Consider the following 18079-nt stretch of genomic DNA (forward strand, 5'->3'; position numbering starts at 1 on the left):
ATAACGAATACGCGTGGGGGTCAACCGAGCCGGAAGAGGGCCTGGCCCGCTTCGACTTCGACGCCGGCCTGGGCAAGAATCTCAACCAACTTGCCGGCAACCTTGGCCTTGACCGGATGGAACATCTTCATCGCCTCGATCACCGCCACGGTCTGGCCGGCTTCGATCGCTTGGCCCACGCTGACGAACGGCGCCTCACCCACGGCGGGCGTCAGGTGCAGGACGCCATAGAGGCTGGCCTTGATCTCCACGGCGGAGCTGGCCACGGGGGTTGCGGGTGTTGGCGCTGCGGTCACGGCCGGCGCGACGCTGGTGATCACCTGACCTGCCTGCTTGAACAGCCGCAGCGTGCTGTCACCTTCGGTCAGGCTCAGTTCCAGCAGATCGGATTCGGCCAGCAAATCCATCAACCCCTTGATACGTGCTGAATCCATGTATGGCCCCTGCCTGTCGAGCGTGTCTTGAGTGGATGGGCCCAATCTACCGAGCCCCTCGAAAAGCGGCCAAGACGCTTTGGCTTTGGGGTGATAAGCCGACCTTATGACCGCTCAAATCAGGCTGCCACGCATCTTCGCCACCAGCTCCAGCAGGATCGCCTTGACCGCCTGGGCCGGCACCGACAACGGCAAATGCCCCGACAGGCACAGCGCCAGCGGCGCCTCCACCTCGGGTTCGACGATGCGGCACATGTGCACCGAAGTGGCCGCCACCATCACCCGCGCCGACGACTCCGGCAGGATGGTCGAGCCGAAATGGTCAGCCACGGCGGCGGTCAGCGTGGTCGAGGATTCAATTTCGGCCACCACCCGCGCACTCAGGCCGATGCGCAGGAAGGCTTCGTCCACCAGCCGACGCATCACGTTGTAGGGACGCGGAAGCAGCATGTCCATGTCGGCCAGTTCGGCCAGGGGCACTTCTTCACGCGTGGCAATCGCCGGGTCGGCACTCACCAGGTACAGCGGCTCGCGCAACAGCGAGACAAAACTCAGGCCATGCACCTCGCGCCCGCCATACAGCACGGCCATGTCCATACGGCCGTTCATGATCAGCTCGCTCAAGGTGGTACCGAAATTTTCATTGAGGTACAGCAGGATGCCAGGGTGGCGCTCACGCACGGTGCGCAGCAACGGCAACGACAGCGCCGACGCCGCAGTACCCGGCGCCAGCCCCACCGACACCTGCCCGGACAACGCCTGGCCGGTGGCATTGATATCGCTCTGGGCCTGCTCGCACTGGCGCAAAATAATCTGCGCATGCCCATACAGCACCTTGCCCGCCTCGGTCGGCGTGACGCCGCGCTTGGTGCGAATCAACAGCTGCTGTTGCAGCTCGGCTTCCAGGGTTGCCAGCTGTTGGCTCAACGCCGGTTGCGCCACATGCAGTACATCGGCGGCCTGGGTCATGCTGCCGATGTCGACCAGTTTCACGAAATACTTCAATCGGCGCAGGTTCAAAATGGCGATGCTCATGTAATGGACAAGTGATGCCTTAAATGTGGGAGGGGGCTTGCTCCCGATGAGGCAGTGTCAGTTGATGCATCTGTGACTGACATACTGCTATCGGGAGCAAGCCCCCTCCCACATTTGGTTTTGCGTACACCTGGCAGGTTTGCAAAAGACAGGCCATCCGTATAACCAGCCATAAGGCTTTGCTATGGCTGTCCCTGATCTCCGATCCAAGGCACCCGCCCGGAGCAGCCAGGACTGGACGCACCGCAACAGTGCAACCCCAGCCATAAGCACTGCCTATCAAACCAGAACGAACTCATCTTATGGCGCCCTTCCCCGCGCCTCGTACTGTGGCCCCTGTCAACGCCATCAACGAGGAACGCCCGTGACTGCCTCCCGCATCGCCGCCCGTGTGCAACGCATCAAACCATCGCCCAGCAGCGCCGCGTCCGACCGCGCCAACGAGCTGCGTCGCCAGGGCCAGTCCATCATCAACCTGGTGGTGGGCGAGCCGGATTTCGATACGCCACCCAACATTCGCCAGGCCGCCAGTGCCGCCATCGAGCGCGGTGAAACCCGCTACACCCAGAACGCCGGTACCCCGGAGCTGCGCCAGGCCATCGTCGACAAGCTGGCACGGGAAAACGCCCTGATCTACACCGCCCAGCAGGTGCTGGTGACCAGCGGCGCCAAAAGTGCGATCTTCAACGCCTTCGCCGCCACTCTCGGCGCCGGCGATGAGGTGCTGATCCCGGCGCCGTACTGGGTGTCGTACCCGGACATGGTGCTGGCCTGCGAAGGCGAGCCTGTGACCCTCGCCTGCCCGGAACACAACGGCTTCAAGCTGACCCCAGGCCAGCTGCGCGCGGCGATCACCCCGCGTACCCGCTGGCTGCTGCTCAACTCCCCCAGCAACCCCACCGGCGCCAGCTACAGCCACAGCGAATTGCGCGCCCTGGCCGATGTGCTGCTGGACTATCCCCATGTGCTGCTGATGACCGATGACATCTACGAGCACATCCGTTTCGACGGCCTGGACAACCCGCATATCCTCGCCATCGAGCCGGCCTTGAGCGAGCGCAGCCTGGTGGTCAACGGCGTGTCCAAGACCTACGCCATGACCGGCTGGCGCATCGGTTACGCCGCCGGCCCCGCCGACCTGATCGGCGCCATGGCCACCCTGCAATCGCAGTCCACCAGCAACGCCTGCTCGATCAGCCAGGCAGCGGCGGTGGAAGCGCTCAACGGCGACCAGAGCTTCGTCAAGCAAAGCGTGTTGGTCTACCAGCAACGCCGCGACCGCTGCCTGGAGCTGCTCAATGCCATTCCCGGCCTCAGTTGCCGCAAGCCCGATGGTGCGTTCTACCTGTATGTGAATTGCGCTGGCCTGCTGGGTAAAACCACGCCCGAGGGCAAGGTGCTGCACACCGACAGCGACGTCGTGATGTACCTGCTGGAAAGCCAGGGCGTGGCGGTGGTGGCCGGCACGGCGTATGGCCTGGCGCCGTTTTTCCGTATGTCGATCGCCACCGCGATCGCTACTCTCGACCAGGGCTGTGCACGCATCGCCACCGCCGTCACCGCGTTGCGCTGAGGGCCGACCATGACCGTGGCAGCCCACCCGCCCTTGAGTTTCCAGCAAGCCTTGCTGGCCATGCTCGGCATCTCCCTGGTGCTGATGCTCTCGGCACTCGACCAGACGGTGATCGGCAACGCCTTGCCGAGCATCGTCGCCGAACTCGATGGATTTGAACTCTACGCGTGGGTGGCCACCGGTTACCTGTTGGCGTCCATCGTCACCATTCCGATTTTCGGGCGGCTGGGGGATTACTACGGGCGCAAGCCGTTCGTGCTCGCCGCCACGTTGATTTTCACCCTGGCCTCCCTGGCCTGCGCCGTGGCCGATGACATGCGGGTGCTGGTGATCGGCCGCGCCTTGCAAGGCGTGGGCGGCGGCATGCTGATCGGCACCGCGTTCGCCTGCATTCCCGAACTGTTTCCCGATACCCGTCAACGCCTGCGCTGGCAAATGCTCTTGAGTGCGCTGTTCAGCGTGGTCAATGCCATCGGCCCGGGCCTGGGGGGTTACCTGACCGGCGCCTTTGGCTGGCGCTCGGTGTTCTACCTCAACCTGCCCCTGGGGTGCCTGGCGCTGTTGATCACCTGGCGCTTTCTGCCCTGGTACCGCCCGCAGCAGCGCAGCGGCATTCGCCTGGACTGGCCCGGCGCGCTATTGATCGCTCTGGCCCTGGGCAGCCTGCAGCTATTTGTGGAGTGGCTGGGGCATTCGAGCCTGGCGTTGAGCGCCGCCCTGGGCCTGGGCTGCATGGCCGCGATCAGCGCGCTGTGGCATTGGGAGCGGCGTTGCCCCCATGCGCTGTTGCCGGCGGCGCTGTTCAGTTTGCCGAGCCTGCGATGGTTGTTCGCACTGTCGGTGGCGGCCGGCGCGATCATGTTTTCGCTGTTGTTCTACCTGCCGCTGTTGCTGCAAGGCGCCTACGGCTACTCGCCCCAGGACGCCGGCCTGTTGATCACGCCGCTGGCGTTGAGCATCACCTTGGGGGCCATCGTCAACAGCCGCATCGTGACCCGTTTGCGCAACCCCAACCATTTGCCTCTGGCAGGCTTTGTCGCACTGCTGCTGGCGTGCCTGGGCCTGGCGGTGGTCGGGCGCGGGGCCGCGTTCAACCTGCTGCTCGGTTTGATCCTGCTGGCCGGCCTGGGGCTGGGATTTATCCTGCTCAACCTCACGGTCTTCACCCAGACCCTGGCCGAACGGCAGTTCCTGGGGATTGCCACGGCGCTGACCCAGTCCCTGCGCCTGGTCGGCGGGCTGCTCGGCACTGCGGGCATGGGGGTGCTGGTCAACCTGCTGTACAGCGCCAATGTGCAGCGGGTGTTTCTCGCCGCGAATCACGCCGAGGGCATTGCCGCGTACGCCGATCCGCAAACGCTGTTGCATGCCAACCTCGACGCCTCGCCGTGGCTGAACCTGGCCCGGGATGCCCTGGCGCAGTCCGTTGGCGTAGGCCTGTTGCTGTGCGCCGGGATCGGCGTGCTGGCGCTGTTCATCCTGTACCGCTTGCCGCCGGTGCGACTGCATGTCGTGCCGGCCACCGTTGCTCCTGAAACACCTGCTCCTGAAAACAAATAGAAAACCTTCACTGCCGCTTTTGACTGCCCTCAAAAAAACCAAACACACATGGGGATGACACCGATGGAGCTTTTCAATCGCGCACCAACAGTACTCGCCGGTCTTTGTGGCCTGCTGATCGCCCAACAGGGCTACGCCGCCGGCCTGGTGGAAGACAGCAAGCTCAACGTGCTGGCCCGCAACTTCTTCAGTAACGCCGACAACCGCAGCGGCGCGGCCGACCCCAACTACACCCAGGAATGGGGCCAGGGCTTTATCGCCAACTTCGAGTCGGGTTTCACCCAGGGCACGGTGGGCTTCGGCATCGACGCCATCGGCATGTTCGGTGTGCGCCTGGACTCCGGCAAGGGCCGTCACTACAACCCGCAAAGCACTGCGTTCAACGGCAACGTGTTCCCCACCGATCACGATGGCCGCGCGGTGGACCAGTTCGGCAGCCTGGGCCTGACCGCCAAGGCGCGCTTTGCCCGGACCGAGCTGAAATACGGGACCCTGGTGCCGATGCTGCCGGTGGTGATGTCCACCGACCGCATGCTGCAACAAACCTTCAACGGCGGACAGGTGCAGTCCAAGGACCTGGACCATTTCACCTTCACCCTCGGCCAGCTTGAACACGTGAAAGGCCGTGGTTCGAGCAACCAGATGGGCATGTCGATCCCGGGCGCCAACAACGCGGTCAGCGGTGAGTTCGTCAACAAGTTCTACTACGGTGGCGTCGACTACAAACCCACCAAAGACCTGACGTTGCAGTACTACTACGGCAACCTGCAGGACTTCTACAAGCAGAACTTCCTGGGCCTCAAGTACGACTGGCAGATCGGCCCGGGCACCCTGCGCACCGACCTGCGCCACTTCGACAACCGCTCCGACGGCGCCAACGGCAACGACCCGGCGTTCTACACCTTCGGCTACTACGGCGACGGCGTGATCAAGGGCAAGGTCGACAGCCGCCTGAGCAGCGCCCTGTTCACTTACCTGGTCGACGGCCATACGATTGCCGCCGGCCTGCAACAGGTCAGCGGCGACAGCGATGCGGTGTGGCTGAACCAGGGTGACGGTTCCACGGCCTACTTCATGACCGAGTCGATGATCGGCAAATTCCAGCGCGCCGGGGAAACCACCTGGCAGGTGCGTTACGGCTATGACTTCGCCACGGTCGGCGTGCCAGGCCTGAGCTTTATGGGCATGTACGAAAGTGGCTCGAACATCCGCACGCCAACGGGTGACAAGAGCGAGTGGGAACGCAACCTGACCGTGAGCTATGTGTTCCAGCAAGGCCCGCTGAAGAACCTGAGCATCGCCTTGCGCCATGCCTCATTGCGCACCGAAGTGACCACCCAGCGTGACAGCGATGAGCATCGGGTGATCATCAGTTACCCGTTGAGCATTTTGTAACGCCAGCCCCCTAGCGCTTGGGCGACAACCCGATCGCACACGCGACCACCGCCGGGTCGCCGGGGCAAAACGCACGCGTGCCTATTGAACCCTTACTGACCCGGGGCGCCATGCGCTCCGTGTCTACTGCGCGCAGCGTCGGGCGCTCCAGTGACTGTGGCGTGTGCAAGGGATCGACCATCTCCATGCAACGGCGCAGCGAGTTGAAGTCCGGCGATTGCGACAGCGACAAATGCAAGGTCTGGCTTACCGACACCGACACCCTTGAACTCTGCGCACATTGGCCGTCATACGCCAGTGTGTGGCGGATCAGCGGGTTGTCATGGCAGTACTTCAACAGGTTCACCTCCCGTGTATGCACCAGCGCCATGTTGATGATCAACAGGTCGAATGCCACGCCGGGGGAACGCGTCAACGCCAGCAGTTCGTCGAACGAACCAATCGGGGCGATACGGTGATAGCCCATCTGGTTGAGCATTTTCTCGATCTTGATCCGTTGCAGAAGGTCTGCATCGGCAATCAGAAGGCGTAACGCTTTATTGGACATAGGTAAACCTGACAGTTGGGCATCAGCGTCGATCATTCAACGCCGCTACGTTAACCGTCGGGCGGCAAACCTGACTTTAAGGCGATTCTGAAACGCTAAGCCGGTACACCGGCACACTTTTAAGAATCGCCTGAAAGCCCCCGCGCGCACCTCTCCCTACCATGGGCTGCGTCCCCACACGCTCCCATGGATTTCAATTGTGCTCATGTTTCTACTCAGAATGGCGATGCTGGCCTGTGCGCTGCTGGCTCTCGCACCGCCACCCGCCCGTGCTGCGTTGAAGATCGAAGGCACGCGCCTGATCTACTTCGGCCAGGACAAGGCCGCCAGTATCAGCGTGGTCAATCAGGCACCGCGTGACGTCGTGGTGCAAACCTGGGTCACCGGCGAGGACGATTCAGCCGCAGGCCCCGTGCCGTTTGCCACCCCCGAACCGCTGGTGCGACTGGGCGCCGGGGAACATCACCGGCTGCGCATCCTGTATGCCGGGGAAGGCTTGCCCGCCGATCGCGAGTCGTTGTTCTGGCTCAACGTCATGGAAATTCCGCTCAAGGCGCAAGACGCCAACAGCGTGCAGTTCGCAATACGCCAACGGCTCAAGCTGTTCTATCGGCCGCCCGCGCTCAAGGGTGGCTCGGCCGAGGCGGTGCGGCAATTATCATGGCGCAGCGACGACGGGCCGACTATCACCGTCAGTAACCCCAGCGCGTTTCACCTGTCGCTGGTCAATGTGCAGACCGACAGCCTGGCGCTCAGCGATTACCTGCTGCTCAAACCCCATGAGAGCAAAACCCTCACCGCACCGAGACGTCTGGCCAAAGGCACCCCCCTTCACTTCACCGAAATCACCGATATCGGCTTGCAGGCCCGCCATAGTGCGGCGCTCAAGTGATAGATCGCGGAGTATCTGCCCCCATGTCACTCACCAAACACTGCTTACCGATGCTGCTGTGGGCCTATGCGGTCCTGCCGGCTACCAGCCACGCCCTGGCCTGCCGTGAGGACGGCACCAACTCGATCATCACCCAGGAGGCACTGGGTACTGCGCTGGCGGTGGCCGCCGATGCGCCCAACGGCACCATCATCTGGGAGTCGGGCCCGCGCTCGACCGATGTGATCTGCAAGGACGACTACGGCCATGGCCGCGAAGAAGTGTATTTCTACGTCAATCCGGCCGGCGTGAGTATCGGCACGGGTATTCGCGTGGGCATTCGCTACAACAACCAGCCGATTACCCAAAGCACCGGCAAGGTCGGTACCGGCTTCTATTCCGATCGAGGCTGCAACTTGGCCAATTGCGTCGGCTGGGACAAGGCGCGCTTTACCCTCAACTTCAGCGTGTTCATCGAGAAATACGACCCCACGCCACCCAGCGGGCAAGCCAGTACGTTGACCTCCTACCGGGTATTCCAGCTCGACGGCGTGCGCGGGCTCAACTCGCGGCCCAACAGCAATTTCAACTACGTGGTCACCGGCATGAACGATATCCGCTTCGTGCCCTGTACCCCCGAGTTGACCATCACCCCCAGCGTGGTCAACTTCCCAACACCGTCGCGCAAGGCTGCCATCGGTGAAGTGGCCAGCAGCGCCAACTTCAGCCTGAACCTGCGCAAGGGCTGCGACACGCCCTACACCATCAGCGCACGCTTCGCCAGCACGGCGGGGGGCGGCAGTGTGATCAATGGCTTGCTGGTGCCGGATAACAACAGCTCGGTGGGCATCGCGCTGTCCCGCGCCGAGAGCCAACAGCAATTGCCGTTCAATAACTGGTTCACGCTGCAAGAGTTGATGGGGCTGGGCCAGAGCCACGATGAATTCCGCGCCGACCTGAAATGGCGCACCTTGCCGATCCCGGGTGCCTTCGACGCCGCCGTGGTGGTGGATATGTACTACAAGTAGGCCCGTTTTAAGGATCGTCTTATACCCCCGGTGCACCGTGCTGTTTAAAGTGCGCCGATGCGATTGAAAAGTTATCTGCTCCAGATCAACCCCGTCCTCTCCCGACCCGAAGCAGCCAGAAGGCTGCTTCGTATTTTTGCGACCGTACTGCTGATCGGCATCCTGAGCGGGGTCTATACCTTTCTACTGTCGACGTTCAACAACGACATCTCCCAGCGCCGCGGCTACATGAGCAGCGCCATCGCCGAAGCCCACACTTTTTTCACCAACCGCGAGGCCCTGCTCGAAAGCCTCAGCCTGTCCGCAGTGCGCAAGCAGGCAAGGATCTATCCACCCTCGGAGGAGGAACAACACCTGCAACTGGGTGACACGCCAGGCAACCAGTGGAGCATCTGGCTGACCACGCGCATGCGCGATTACCTCAAGGCCAAGCAGGTCAACCTGCTCTACGTGAACACCGGCCCGACCCCACAGGTGACGCGGCTGTACGACTCCACTGCGCAGGTGCTGCCGATTTCCAAATGCATGCTCAACCGCCTCAAGGCCCTGCAAAACAGCGACCCGGGCACACTCAAGGAGTTGTGGCTCAACGACAAGACCGAGCAGCACTCGCACCTCTACATCTTCATTCGCCTGGATGAGCGCGACCCTCGCTCCGGCTGGCTGGGCCTGGAAATGGAAAGCCGCGAAGTGTCCCAGACCCTCAGCGACCAGAGCGCCGGCGAATTCATGATGCTCAACTCCCAGGGCATGCTGGTCTTCACCAACAGTCACGACTCACAGCTGAGCCAGCAACGCCTCAAGCCCAGGGAAGACAATTTTTTCGGGTTTGTCGGCAGTGGTTTCCTGCCCGACCACCTGGTGATCCGCAAGCATCTGAAGTCCTCGGACTGGCAACTGATGTACTCCATCGACCTGCGCGCGGTGGTCACCGGCCTGTGGAAACAGTTGCTCGGCTCGCTGCTGTTCTGCCTGTTCAGCCTGACGTTGATCTGGCTGGTGATGCGCCGCGTCGACCAGCGCTTCATCATCCCTTCGATCCATCGCATCCAGGCCTTGATCGAAAGCGAGGCGTTCGGCCGCGACGTGATCCAGACCGCGCCCGTTGCCCTCTGCGTGCTGCGCCGCACCGACGGCCAGGTGGTGCTGGAAAACACCCTGGCCCAACAGTGGCTGGGCCACGGCCCGGAGCGTGAGGCGCTGCGCGCCGGCTGGATCGAGCAGGCCTTTGCCTGCGAGCCGAGCGAACACAGTGACTACTTCGAAACCATCGACGGCCGCCACCTGTACCTGAGCAGCGCCCCCACCCGCTATCGCGGCGAGGACGTGCTGTTTTGCGCGTTCAGCGATATCAGCGCACGCAAGCAAGTCGAGGCGGCGCTGGAAGAAGCACGCCAATCGGCGGATGCCGCCAACGCCGCCAAAACCCTGTTCCTGGCAACCATGAGCCATGAAATCCGCACACCGTTGTATGGCGTGCTCGGCACCCTGGAATTGCTGGCGCGCACGCAACTGGACGCCCAGCAGAAGGACTACCTGCATGCCATCGAAGGCTCCTCCTCGACGCTGCTGCAGTTGATCTGCGACGTGCTGGATGTGTCGAAGATCGAGGCCGGGCAACTGGCCCTGGAGTTGAGCGAGTTCTCGCCCCTGGACCTGGTCCACGAAATCATCCAGGGCTACGCCGCAGCCGCCCAGGGCAAGGGCCTGCAACTGTACGCCTGCTTTGATCCCACGCTGCCGGAACGCTTGATCGGCGACGTGACGCGCATCCGTCAGATACTCAACAACCTGCTCAACAACGCGGTGAAGTTCACCGACTACGGGCGCGTGGTGCTGCGGGTCAAAGTACTGGGCCGCGACGGCGAGCGTTCCAGCCTGTTGTGGCAAGTCTCGGACACCGGCAAAGGCATCGCTCAGGAAGACCAGGCGATGATTTTCGAACCGTTCTACCAGAGTGAAGGCAACACCAATGTGGTCACCGGCACCGGCCTGGGCCTGCCGATCTGCCAACGCCTGACGGAGTTGATGAACGGCAATATCCGCATGGTCAGCGAACTCGGCCTGGGCAGCAGTTTCAGTCTGATCCTGCCGCTGGAAGAGGCCCCCACCCCGCCCATGCCCCCCCTATTGGCCGAGACTATCTACGTGGCCTCGCCGATTCCGGAGTTGGCCAACTCGGTCAGTGGCTGGCTGCGTCGCTGGGGCGCCAGGGCCCAGACCGGCCTGCCGACCCTGGCGGACAATCATCTACTGCTGCAAGTGCACCCCGGCAGCATCGACCCGTTGCTGGTGCCCGAGTGGCCGGGCCCGGTGATTCACGTCAGCAGCAACGCCTGCACGGCCCTGGAGGCCGACGCCGGTGCCTGGCACGTCAACCTCAACCACCTGGGCGCTATTCATCAGGCCGTCAGCCAGGCGCAAGGGCTGTGGGTGGCCCGCGCCGATGAGCACACGCGCCAGCGTGACCTGAATAAACTCAACCTGCACCTGCTGGTGGCCGAGGACAACATCATCAACCAGCTGATACTGCGTGACCAACTCGAAGAGCTCGGCTGTACCGTGGAGCTGGCGGCCGATGGCCGGGAAGCGTTGCAGCTGTACACCGCCGGCAACTTCGACGTGGTGTTGACGGACGTGAACATGCCCCATATCAACGGCTATGAATTGGCGCGCGAACTGCGCCGCCAGGGCTGCCCGTTGCCGATTATCGGGGCCACCGCCAACGCCATGCGCGGCGAGGCCGACCTGTGCCTGGCCGCCGGCATGAACCACTGCCTGGTCAAACCCTTTGCGTTGCGGGCTCTATTCAACTCCCTGGCGCCTTATGCACGGATCACCCATGAAGCCCCTTAGTATTTTGATTGTTGAGGATCATCCCCTGCAGCACATCTACCTGCAGCACCTGCTCAGTGAGTTGGGGGAGTTCATGCTCGAAACCGCCGCGGATGGCAAAGAAGCGCTGGAGCAGCTGCGCCAGCGGGATTTCGACCTGGTACTGACCGACCTGCTGATGCCCGGCATGGACGGCGTGCAGTTTATCCAGTGCCTGGCCAGCCTGCGCTGCAAGCCGGCGCTGGCGATCATGAGCGCTGCGTCGCGACGCATGTTGATGGCGGCCAGCCTGGTGGCAAAAAACCTCGATGTGGAGGTGATCGGGCTGATCTCGAAACCGGTTGCCGCCGATGCGTTGCGCAGCCTGGTGGAACAACTCAGGAACAGGGTGTGCAAGCCCTCCCCCGCAATGCCCGAGCACGTGGACATCGACCGTCACAGCCTGATCCAGGCCATGAGCGCCGGCCAGTTCCAGGCCTGGTTCCAACCGAAAAAATCCCTGGCCAACGGCCGTATCGTCGCCGCCGAAGCGTTGGTGCGCTGGATGCACCCCGAGCAAGGCGTGATGCTGCCGGGTGCCTTCCTGCCGGCGATCAAGGCCTTCGAACTGGAGGAACGACTACTGTGGCCGGTGCTCAAGCAGGCGATCCACGCCCAGGAACACTGGCGCCAGCGTGGCTATGAAATCCCGGTGTCGATCAACCTGCCCACCCACCTGCTCAACAGCCACGACCTGGCGGACCGTTTGCTGGAGTTCGTGCTGCACCACGATGGCATCCCGGGGATGATCTGCTTCGAGTTGATGGAGTGCTCGGTGCCGCAGGACATCAGTAACTTCTATGCCGGTGCCTGCCGCCTGCGCATCAAGGGGTTCGGGCTGTCCCAGGATGATTTCGGCAAGGGCTACAGCTCGTACCTGAACCTGGTGTCCACGCCGTTTACCGAACTCAAGATCGACCAGGCGCTGGTCCAGGGCAGCCATGACAACGAAGGCATTGCCCAGGCGTTGGCGAGCATCATCGCGCTGGGCCGCAAACTCGGCCTGACCGTGGTCGCCGAAGGGGTGGAGACGCCCCAGCAACTGGCGCTCCTGCGCAAGATCGACTGCAACCAGGTGCAAGGTTTTCTGATCTCCCACGCGGTGTCGCCGGATCAATTTCAACAACTACTGAACAATGATGGCCCTGCGACATCTCACTAGCAGCCGGCCCCGGATTATTTACCCCGTATTAAGGAGTAAGCTCCATCCAGTGCCGATTTATCCTGCGCCCGCGGAAACCCTTGATGAAGCACAACAACGCGATCCTCGAAGCTTTCACCCGCAGCTCATTGCGCCTGAACAAAGGCCTGATGGTGCTGATTGGCATCGCGTTGCTGCTGGTCCTGACCAACTACTGGTCACTGCAACGCGGGATCGAAACCCGCTACGGCGCCACGCGCTTTCACTTCGCGCGGCTGATGGAAAACCTGCAGGAGCAGGAGTCCTATCTCAAGAGCCTGACCCACCCGGGCATCCAGGCCGAACTGTTGCGTGCCACCCATGTGCAGGTCAGCCTGAAAAGCCGCATGGTCGACAACCACCGCACGCTGTACGAAGGCCAGAAGTATTCGTTTTCGGTGCCCTTCAGCGCCAAGTTCGATGAGCAACAGGTCAATGTCGCTGCCCGGCCGCAGATTTTCGCGCTGGGCGCCCACCTGACCAGCTACTACAGCGCCTTCTGGTCCTCGTCGCCCTACGAGGCACCACAAACCTTCCTGTTCAATCGTCAGGCGAACTACACCATTACCGTGCCGTCCGTGGGCTACCAACGTCGCGAAAGCACAGAGGACACGGGCAACCTGGTGGCGCTGGTCAACGCAGTGCAACAACGCCTGGAGCAGACGCCCCAGCCCCTGGAACAAAACCGTGTGTATTGGCAAGCCGGTCCCGCCGCCGAACATTTGCTGGCGTATATCGGCCTGCCACTTGGCGGTCAGGAGCAGGCGGTAGTCGGCACCTTGCTCGACCTGTCGCGGGTCGACGATGTACAGCGCGCCCTGGATCACTCGGCATTCGATCGCCTCACGTTGATGGGGCCCGACGGCCAGCGGCTGGCCGGGCCCGACGTCGACGCATCGCTCAGCGATGGCGTGCACTTCAACGCCGATGGCTTCGAATTCAAGATGACCCAGGCCGGTGACCGGCCCTGGAGCGCGGTCTATGGCCTGAACTACGCGCACTTCTTCCACTCTGCGCTGTGGCCGCTGAGCAGCCTGGCGTTGTTTCTCGGCGGCCTGATCACCCTCGGCTGGGGCGGCAGCCGCTGGTATCGGCGCCAGGTAATCAACCCGGCGCGCCTGGCCCACGAGCGCATTGCCGAAAGCGTGGCGTTCAGCCGCGTGATCATCGACACCGCACCCACCGGCCTATGCGTGGTGCGCCGCAGCGACGGCAAGGTGCTTATCGAAAACCAGCGCGCCCAGCAATGGCCGGGCACCGCACGCCTGGTAGCGGCCATGGCCGGTACATCTGAGGGCGCCGAGAGCGGCGAGACGCACCTGGAGATCGAAGGCCGGCACCTGCAGATCGGCTTCGTGTCGACCCGCTACCAGGCCGAAGACGTGCGCCTGTATGCGTTCAACGACATCACCCGTCATATCGATGACGCCCAGGCCCTGGAAGACGCCCGCCGCGCCGCCGATGCGGCCAACGAGGCCAAGACCCTGTTCCTGGCAACCATGAGCCATGAAATCCGCACACCGCTGTATGGCGTACTCGGTACCCTTGAACTGCTCGGGCTGACAGATCTGGACCCGCACCAGAAAACCTACCTGCAGACCATCCAGCGCTCATCCGGCACGCTGTTCCAACTGATCAGCGATGTGCTCGATGTGTCGAAGATCGAATCCGGGCAAATGGCGATAGAAGCCGTGGATTTCTGCCCGCTGGACATGCTCGAGGACACCCTGCACACCTACGCCGCCTTCGCCCAGCGCAAGGGTTTGCAGCTCTACAGCTGCATAGACCCGCAACTGCCGGACTGCGTCATGGGCGATCCGATGCGGATTCGCCAGATTCTCAATAACCTGGTGAGCAACGCCATCAAGTTCACCGACATCGGCCGCGTGGTGATCCGCGCCCGGGTCACGGCACAGGACGCCAACCACGTTGAGCTGGAATGGCAAGTCACCGACTCCGGCGTGGGCATCCCCGAGGCGCAGCAGGCCAAGCTGTTCGATCTGTTTTACCAGGCACCGGACACCGCCAGCGAAGGCGGCGCCGGGCTGGGATTACCGATCTGCCGGTGGCTGGCGCAGATGATGGACGGCGAGATCAGAGTGGTCAGCGAGCCGGGCCTGGGCAGCAGCTTCACATTGAAAATGCGCCTGCCGCTGTGTGGCGGTGCCTTGACCAACCTGCCGCTGATCGAGCCCAGCCCGACGCCGGTGTATGTGCAGGCACCGGTGCGCGAGCTGGCACAGTCAATGAGTGACTGGCTCAACCGCCTGGGCATTGCGGCGGCGCTGGCGGCGCCCACCCAGGAACAGGACAATCGCCACGCGGTGCTGGTGGACCTGTTCGCCAGCGACCCCGCGCGGCCCTGGGTCGGCCAGCGCGTGCTGTGCCTGCCAGGTGCGCACAGCCCGCCGCTGCACACGGCCCAGGGTTGGAGGGTGGATATGTACGATGTACGTGCCATCGCCGCCACGGTCTCGCTGGCACAACACGGCAAGCATGAGCAACCGCCTGCGACGCGCCTGCAAAGTGCCGGGCAGTTGGGGTTGCATATCCTGGTGGCCGAGGACAACCCGGTCAACCAGGCGATTATCAAGGAACAGCTGGAAGCACTCGGTTGCTCGGTGTCCTTGGCCGCCAATGGCGAGCAGGCCCTGCACTTGTGGCAACCGCACGCCTTTGACCTGGTGCTGACCGACGTGAATATGCCGTTGATGAATGGCTATGACCTGGCCAGGGCCCTGCGCGAGCACGACCCGCAGTTGCCGATCATCGGCGTGACCGCCAATGCGATGCGCGAGGAAGGCGTGCGCTGCCTGGCGGTGGGCATGAACGCCTGGATCGTCAAGCCCTTGAGCCTGCAAACCTTGCGTGGCCAGTTGATCAAGCTGTGCAAGGTCAAGCCGCCGGTTGCGCCAGCCACCGCGTCATTCAATGACAGCGTGCAGTTATCGGAGAAGATGCGCCCGCTGTTCATCAGCAGCGTGGAGCAGGACTTGCAAGGTATCGACGCCGCCCTGGCCCAGCGCGACGCCCACGGTCTTGGCCAACGCCTGCATTCGCTGGCCGGCGCCCTGGGTGCCGTCCAGGCGCTCGACCTGGCCCACGCCTGCATCGAACTGGAAAGCGCACTTAACCGTGGCAGCCTCGACACTGCCCTTACGCTCAAGGTGAAAGCGGTCATGCAGCGACTGTCGGCCGTCCTGGAGACTCTCCAGCCCGGGCACTCTTCACTCACTTGAACCGGCACTACGGACGGCCCCTTATGAAAAAATTCAACGTGGTAATCGCGGACGATCACCCGATCGTGTTGCTGGGCGTTCGCGAGCTGGTGGAACGCGACACGCGCTTTCGAGTGGTCGGCGAGGCCGTGTGTTCGGCCGGGCTGATCGATTTGCTGCAGCGCCAGGGCGCCGACATCGTGATCACCGACTACAACATGCCGGGCGACTCGCCCTACGGCGATGGCCTGAAGTTGGTGGAATACCTGAAACGGCATTTCCCACAGGTGCAGGTCCTGATCCTCACGATGATTTCCAACCACCTGATTCTCACCCGCCTGCAAGAGCTGGGTGTGGTCGGCATCATCCAGAAAAGCCAGTTGCACACCGAGATTCAACTGGCACTCCAGGCCATTGCCCAGCAGAGCGCCTATCGCAGCCTGGAACCGCCCAAGACATCAGTGATCGAAACCCTCACCGACTTCGACGAGCGCTTTACCAGCTTGTCGCCCAAAGAGTTCGAGATCCTGCGCTTGTTTATCTCCGGCATGAGTGTCAGTGATATTGCACGCAGCCAGAATCGAAGTTCAAAAACCATCAGCGCACAAAAGATATCGGCCATGCGCAAACTTGAAGTCAACAGCGACCAAGACCTGCTCGCTTATTGCCTGGCGCGTAACATTTTCAACTAAAGAACCACTCGCAAGCCATTCGCCGACAATGGCTTCGCCCTTTATTTTCAGACTCCCCGCCTGTTCTTGACGCGTAACCAGTGCGCCTGAGTTTCGACTTATAAGAATCGTCTTATTCTGGTCAACGACCTCGCCTTTTACTCTTTCCTGGCAGTTCAGTAGTTACATTCTCCAACTAACACTAACGGACATCATCATGAAGAAGTTTTCCCTGGCTGTTATCGCCTCGGCCATTATCGCCGCATCCGGCAGTGCGTTCGCCGACGATACGGCAGCGCCTACTCCTACCCTGGGCGGCAGCGGCAAAATCACCTTCACCGGCGTGATCAACAACGACGCCTGCTCGGTGGACGGCGCCAACTCCGACCGCACCATCTCGGTCGACATGGGCAACGTCTCGATCAAGGACATGGGCACCGCGGAAAACCCAACCGCAGGTCGCGTTACCGCCAAAGACTTCAACCTGAACGTCAACTGCAACCAGGGCACCAAGGTGGCGATGATCTTTGACGCCAACAACGGCGGTTCGGGCCTGGTGACCGGCAAGAACGTACTGGCCCTGAACCCGGGTTCGGCCACCGCGCAAAACGTCGGTATCGCCCTCCTGGACAGCAAAGGCACGCTGATCGATCTGAGCTCGCCAGCCACCGCACGCATCGAAAGCACCATGCACGGTCAAGGCACTGAAGGCGGCGACGCCACCCTGAGCTTCGCGGCGGCCTACGTCACCACCGGTGCCGCCGGTGCGTCCACCGCCGGTCGCGGTGATGCAACCCTGCCGTTCATCCTGCAATACGAATAACCCCGGCGCCCCGTGCACCGAACGCGCGAGGCCATGCGGCCTCGCCATTCCCTTTTTGATGACACCGGATACCCCTCATGCCGCCTCGTTCTATCGCCATGAGCCTGGTGCTGCTGGGCATGCTTATGGCTACCCAGGCCGCCGCCAGCATTTCACTGAATGCCACCCGTATCGTGTTCGATGGCGCCCACAGGGAAGCCAATATCACCGTGCGCAACGGTAACCAGGATGTGTTGGTGCAATCCTGGGTCGACATGAACGATGCCAGCGGCAGCCGCGCACCGTTTGCCGTCACCCCACCATTGGCGCGGGTGTTCGCCAAGGAACAGCAACTGCTGCGCATCCTGTATGAGGGCGCCGGCATGCCCACGGACCGCGAGTCGGTGGTGTGGCTCAACGTGCAGGAGATCCCCAAGGCCAGCGAGGCCGAGAACACCCTGCAACTGGCGATCCGCCAACGCATCAAGATTTTCTACCGCCCTGCCGGCCTCGCAGGCAATGCGTTGCAGGCCCCAGCGCAGCTCGAGTGGCGCCTGGCCAGACATGGCGCGCAGACCCTGCTGCGGGTGAAAAACCCGACGCTCTACCACGTGTCCATGGCCGACATCAAAGTGCAGGCGCAACTGGCCAGCGACTCCACCATGATCGCGCCCGGCGAGGAGAAACAGTTCCCGCTCGGCGCCACGCCTGCCAGCGGGCCGGTGCAGTTGTCGTTTTCCAGCATCAATGACTACGGTGCACAGAACGCGTACACCGCGCCCCTGGCCGTCGGTGCTGCCGCCCCCGCGCACGCCACGGAATCACGCCGCAACCCCAAGCCCCTTTTCTAATCCACAGGCTCACCTCGCGTGCGTGTTTGCGTGCCCGCCT

At 62.6% G+C, this 18079-nt stretch carries 14 protein-coding genes; 11 read left to right on the forward strand and 3 right to left on the reverse strand.

The window, feature by feature from the left end:
• Positions 1-20 precede the first annotated feature (20 nt).
• Together FX984_RS07990 and nac are read right to left on the reverse strand one after the other, a co-directional pair.
• Positions 21-434: an acetyl-CoA carboxylase biotin carboxyl carrier protein gene (locus tag FX984_RS07990; RefSeq protein ID WP_027608097.1), complete on the reverse strand. Its 414-nt coding sequence runs from the start codon at positions 432-434 to the stop codon at positions 21-23.
• Between the two features lie 114 nt (positions 435-548).
• Positions 549-1454 carry a nitrogen assimilation transcriptional regulator NAC gene (gene nac / locus FX984_RS07995; protein WP_027608096.1) on the reverse strand — a complete coding sequence of 302 codons (906 nt, stop codon included), beginning with the start codon at positions 1452-1454 and terminating at the stop codon, positions 549-551.
• 379 nt (positions 1455-1833) lie between these two features.
• Here nac and FX984_RS08000 point away from each other — a divergent pair, with 379 nt between their 5' ends.
• The 3 genes from FX984_RS08000 to FX984_RS08010 all read left to right on the forward strand — a co-directional run bounded on the left by FX984_RS08000 (position 1834) and on the right by FX984_RS08010 (position 5997).
• Positions 1834-3042, forward strand: coding sequence for an aspartate transaminase (locus FX984_RS08000; RefSeq protein WP_092354723.1), 1209 nt, complete (start codon positions 1834-1836; stop codon positions 3040-3042).
• Positions 3043-3051: 9 nt separating this feature from the next.
• Complete coding sequence (locus tag FX984_RS08005) at positions 3052-4602, forward strand: MFS transporter (RefSeq protein ID WP_146476504.1); 1551 nt, start codon at positions 3052-3054, stop codon at positions 4600-4602.
• 63 nt (positions 4603-4665) lie between these two features.
• The gene (locus FX984_RS08010) at positions 4666-5997 is read left to right on the forward strand and encodes an OprD family porin (protein ID WP_098479078.1); all 1332 of its coding nucleotides are present in this window, start codon (positions 4666-4668) and stop codon (positions 5995-5997) included.
• Positions 5998-6007: 10 nt separating this feature from the next.
• Here the strand turns inward: FX984_RS08010 and FX984_RS08015 are convergent, their stop codons facing one another.
• On the reverse strand, positions 6008-6544 hold the full coding sequence (locus FX984_RS08015; protein WP_027607487.1) for an ANTAR domain-containing protein: 537 nt from the start codon (positions 6542-6544) through the stop codon (positions 6008-6010).
• A gap of 205 nt (positions 6545-6749) precedes the next feature.
• Between FX984_RS08015 and FX984_RS08020 the strand changes: the two genes are divergently transcribed.
• From FX984_RS08020 to FX984_RS08055, 8 genes are all read left to right on the forward strand, one after another.
• Entirely contained in the window at positions 6750-7436 is a 687-nt protein-coding gene (locus tag FX984_RS08020; RefSeq protein ID WP_223841607.1) for a fimbrial biogenesis chaperone, read from the forward strand.
• A gap of 23 nt (positions 7437-7459) precedes the next feature.
• Positions 7460-8443: a fimbrial protein gene (locus FX984_RS08025; protein WP_098479077.1), complete on the forward strand. Its 984-nt coding sequence runs from the start codon at positions 7460-7462 to the stop codon at positions 8441-8443.
• 57 nt (positions 8444-8500) lie between these two features.
• Positions 8501-11299, forward strand: coding sequence for an ATP-binding protein (locus FX984_RS08030; RefSeq protein ID WP_146476505.1), 2799 nt, complete (start codon positions 8501-8503; stop codon positions 11297-11299).
• Positions 11286-12479 (forward strand): response regulator cyclic di-GMP phosphodiesterase PvrR, encoded by a 1194-nt coding sequence (gene pvrR, locus FX984_RS08035; RefSeq protein ID WP_146476506.1) that lies wholly within the window; start codon positions 11286-11288, stop codon positions 12477-12479. Before FX984_RS08030 ends, pvrR begins: the two co-directional genes overlap by 14 nt.
• An 83-nt stretch (positions 12480-12562) precedes the next feature.
• Positions 12563-15736 (forward strand): hybrid sensor histidine kinase/response regulator, encoded by a 3174-nt coding sequence (locus FX984_RS08040; protein ID WP_146476507.1) that lies wholly within the window; start codon positions 12563-12565, stop codon positions 15734-15736.
• A gap of 23 nt (positions 15737-15759) precedes the next feature.
• Positions 15760-16407: a response regulator gene (locus tag FX984_RS08045; protein ID WP_027607481.1), complete on the forward strand. Its 648-nt coding sequence runs from the start codon at positions 15760-15762 to the stop codon at positions 16405-16407.
• 196 nt (positions 16408-16603) lie between these two features.
• The gene (locus FX984_RS08050) at positions 16604-17209 is read left to right on the forward strand and encodes a fimbrial protein (protein ID WP_065940259.1); all 606 of its coding nucleotides are present in this window, start codon (positions 16604-16606) and stop codon (positions 17207-17209) included.
• Positions 17210-17286: 77 nt separating this feature from the next.
• Positions 17287-18039 (forward strand): fimbrial biogenesis chaperone, encoded by a 753-nt coding sequence (locus FX984_RS08055; protein ID WP_098479074.1) that lies wholly within the window; start codon positions 17287-17289, stop codon positions 18037-18039.
• Positions 18040-18079: the final 40 nt, after the last annotated feature.

The organism is Pseudomonas marginalis (assembly GCF_008692035.1).
Lineage (GTDB): Bacteria > Pseudomonadota > Gammaproteobacteria > Pseudomonadales > Pseudomonadaceae > Aquipseudomonas > Aquipseudomonas marginalis.

Coding starts and splice junctions, on each gene's coding strand:
- FX984_RS08005 (WP_146476504.1), top strand. CDS start 3,052: ATGACCGTGGCAGCCCACCCGCCCTTGAGTTTCCAGCAAGCCTTGCTG.
- FX984_RS08045 (WP_027607481.1), top strand. CDS start 15,760: ATGAAAAAATTCAACGTGGTAATCGCGGACGATCACCCGATCGTGTTG.
- pvrR (WP_146476506.1), top strand. CDS start 11,286: ATGAAGCCCCTTAGTATTTTGATTGTTGAGGATCATCCCCTGCAGCAC.
- FX984_RS08055 (WP_098479074.1), top strand. CDS start 17,287: ATGCCGCCTCGTTCTATCGCCATGAGCCTGGTGCTGCTGGGCATGCTT.
- FX984_RS08050 (WP_065940259.1), top strand. CDS start 16,604: ATGAAGAAGTTTTCCCTGGCTGTTATCGCCTCGGCCATTATCGCCGCA.
- FX984_RS08015 (WP_027607487.1), bottom strand. CDS start 6,544: ATGTCCAATAAAGCGTTACGCCTTCTGATTGCCGATGCAGACCTTCTG.
- FX984_RS08040 (WP_146476507.1), top strand. CDS start 12,563: ATGAAGCACAACAACGCGATCCTCGAAGCTTTCACCCGCAGCTCATTG.
- FX984_RS08010 (WP_098479078.1), top strand. CDS start 4,666: ATGGAGCTTTTCAATCGCGCACCAACAGTACTCGCCGGTCTTTGTGGC.
- FX984_RS08020 (WP_223841607.1), top strand. CDS start 6,750: ATGTTTCTACTCAGAATGGCGATGCTGGCCTGTGCGCTGCTGGCTCTC.
- FX984_RS08030 (WP_146476505.1), top strand. CDS start 8,501: ATGCGATTGAAAAGTTATCTGCTCCAGATCAACCCCGTCCTCTCCCGA.
- FX984_RS08025 (WP_098479077.1), top strand. CDS start 7,460: ATGTCACTCACCAAACACTGCTTACCGATGCTGCTGTGGGCCTATGCG.
- FX984_RS07990 (WP_027608097.1), bottom strand. CDS start 434: ATGGATTCAGCACGTATCAAGGGGTTGATGGATTTGCTGGCCGAATCC.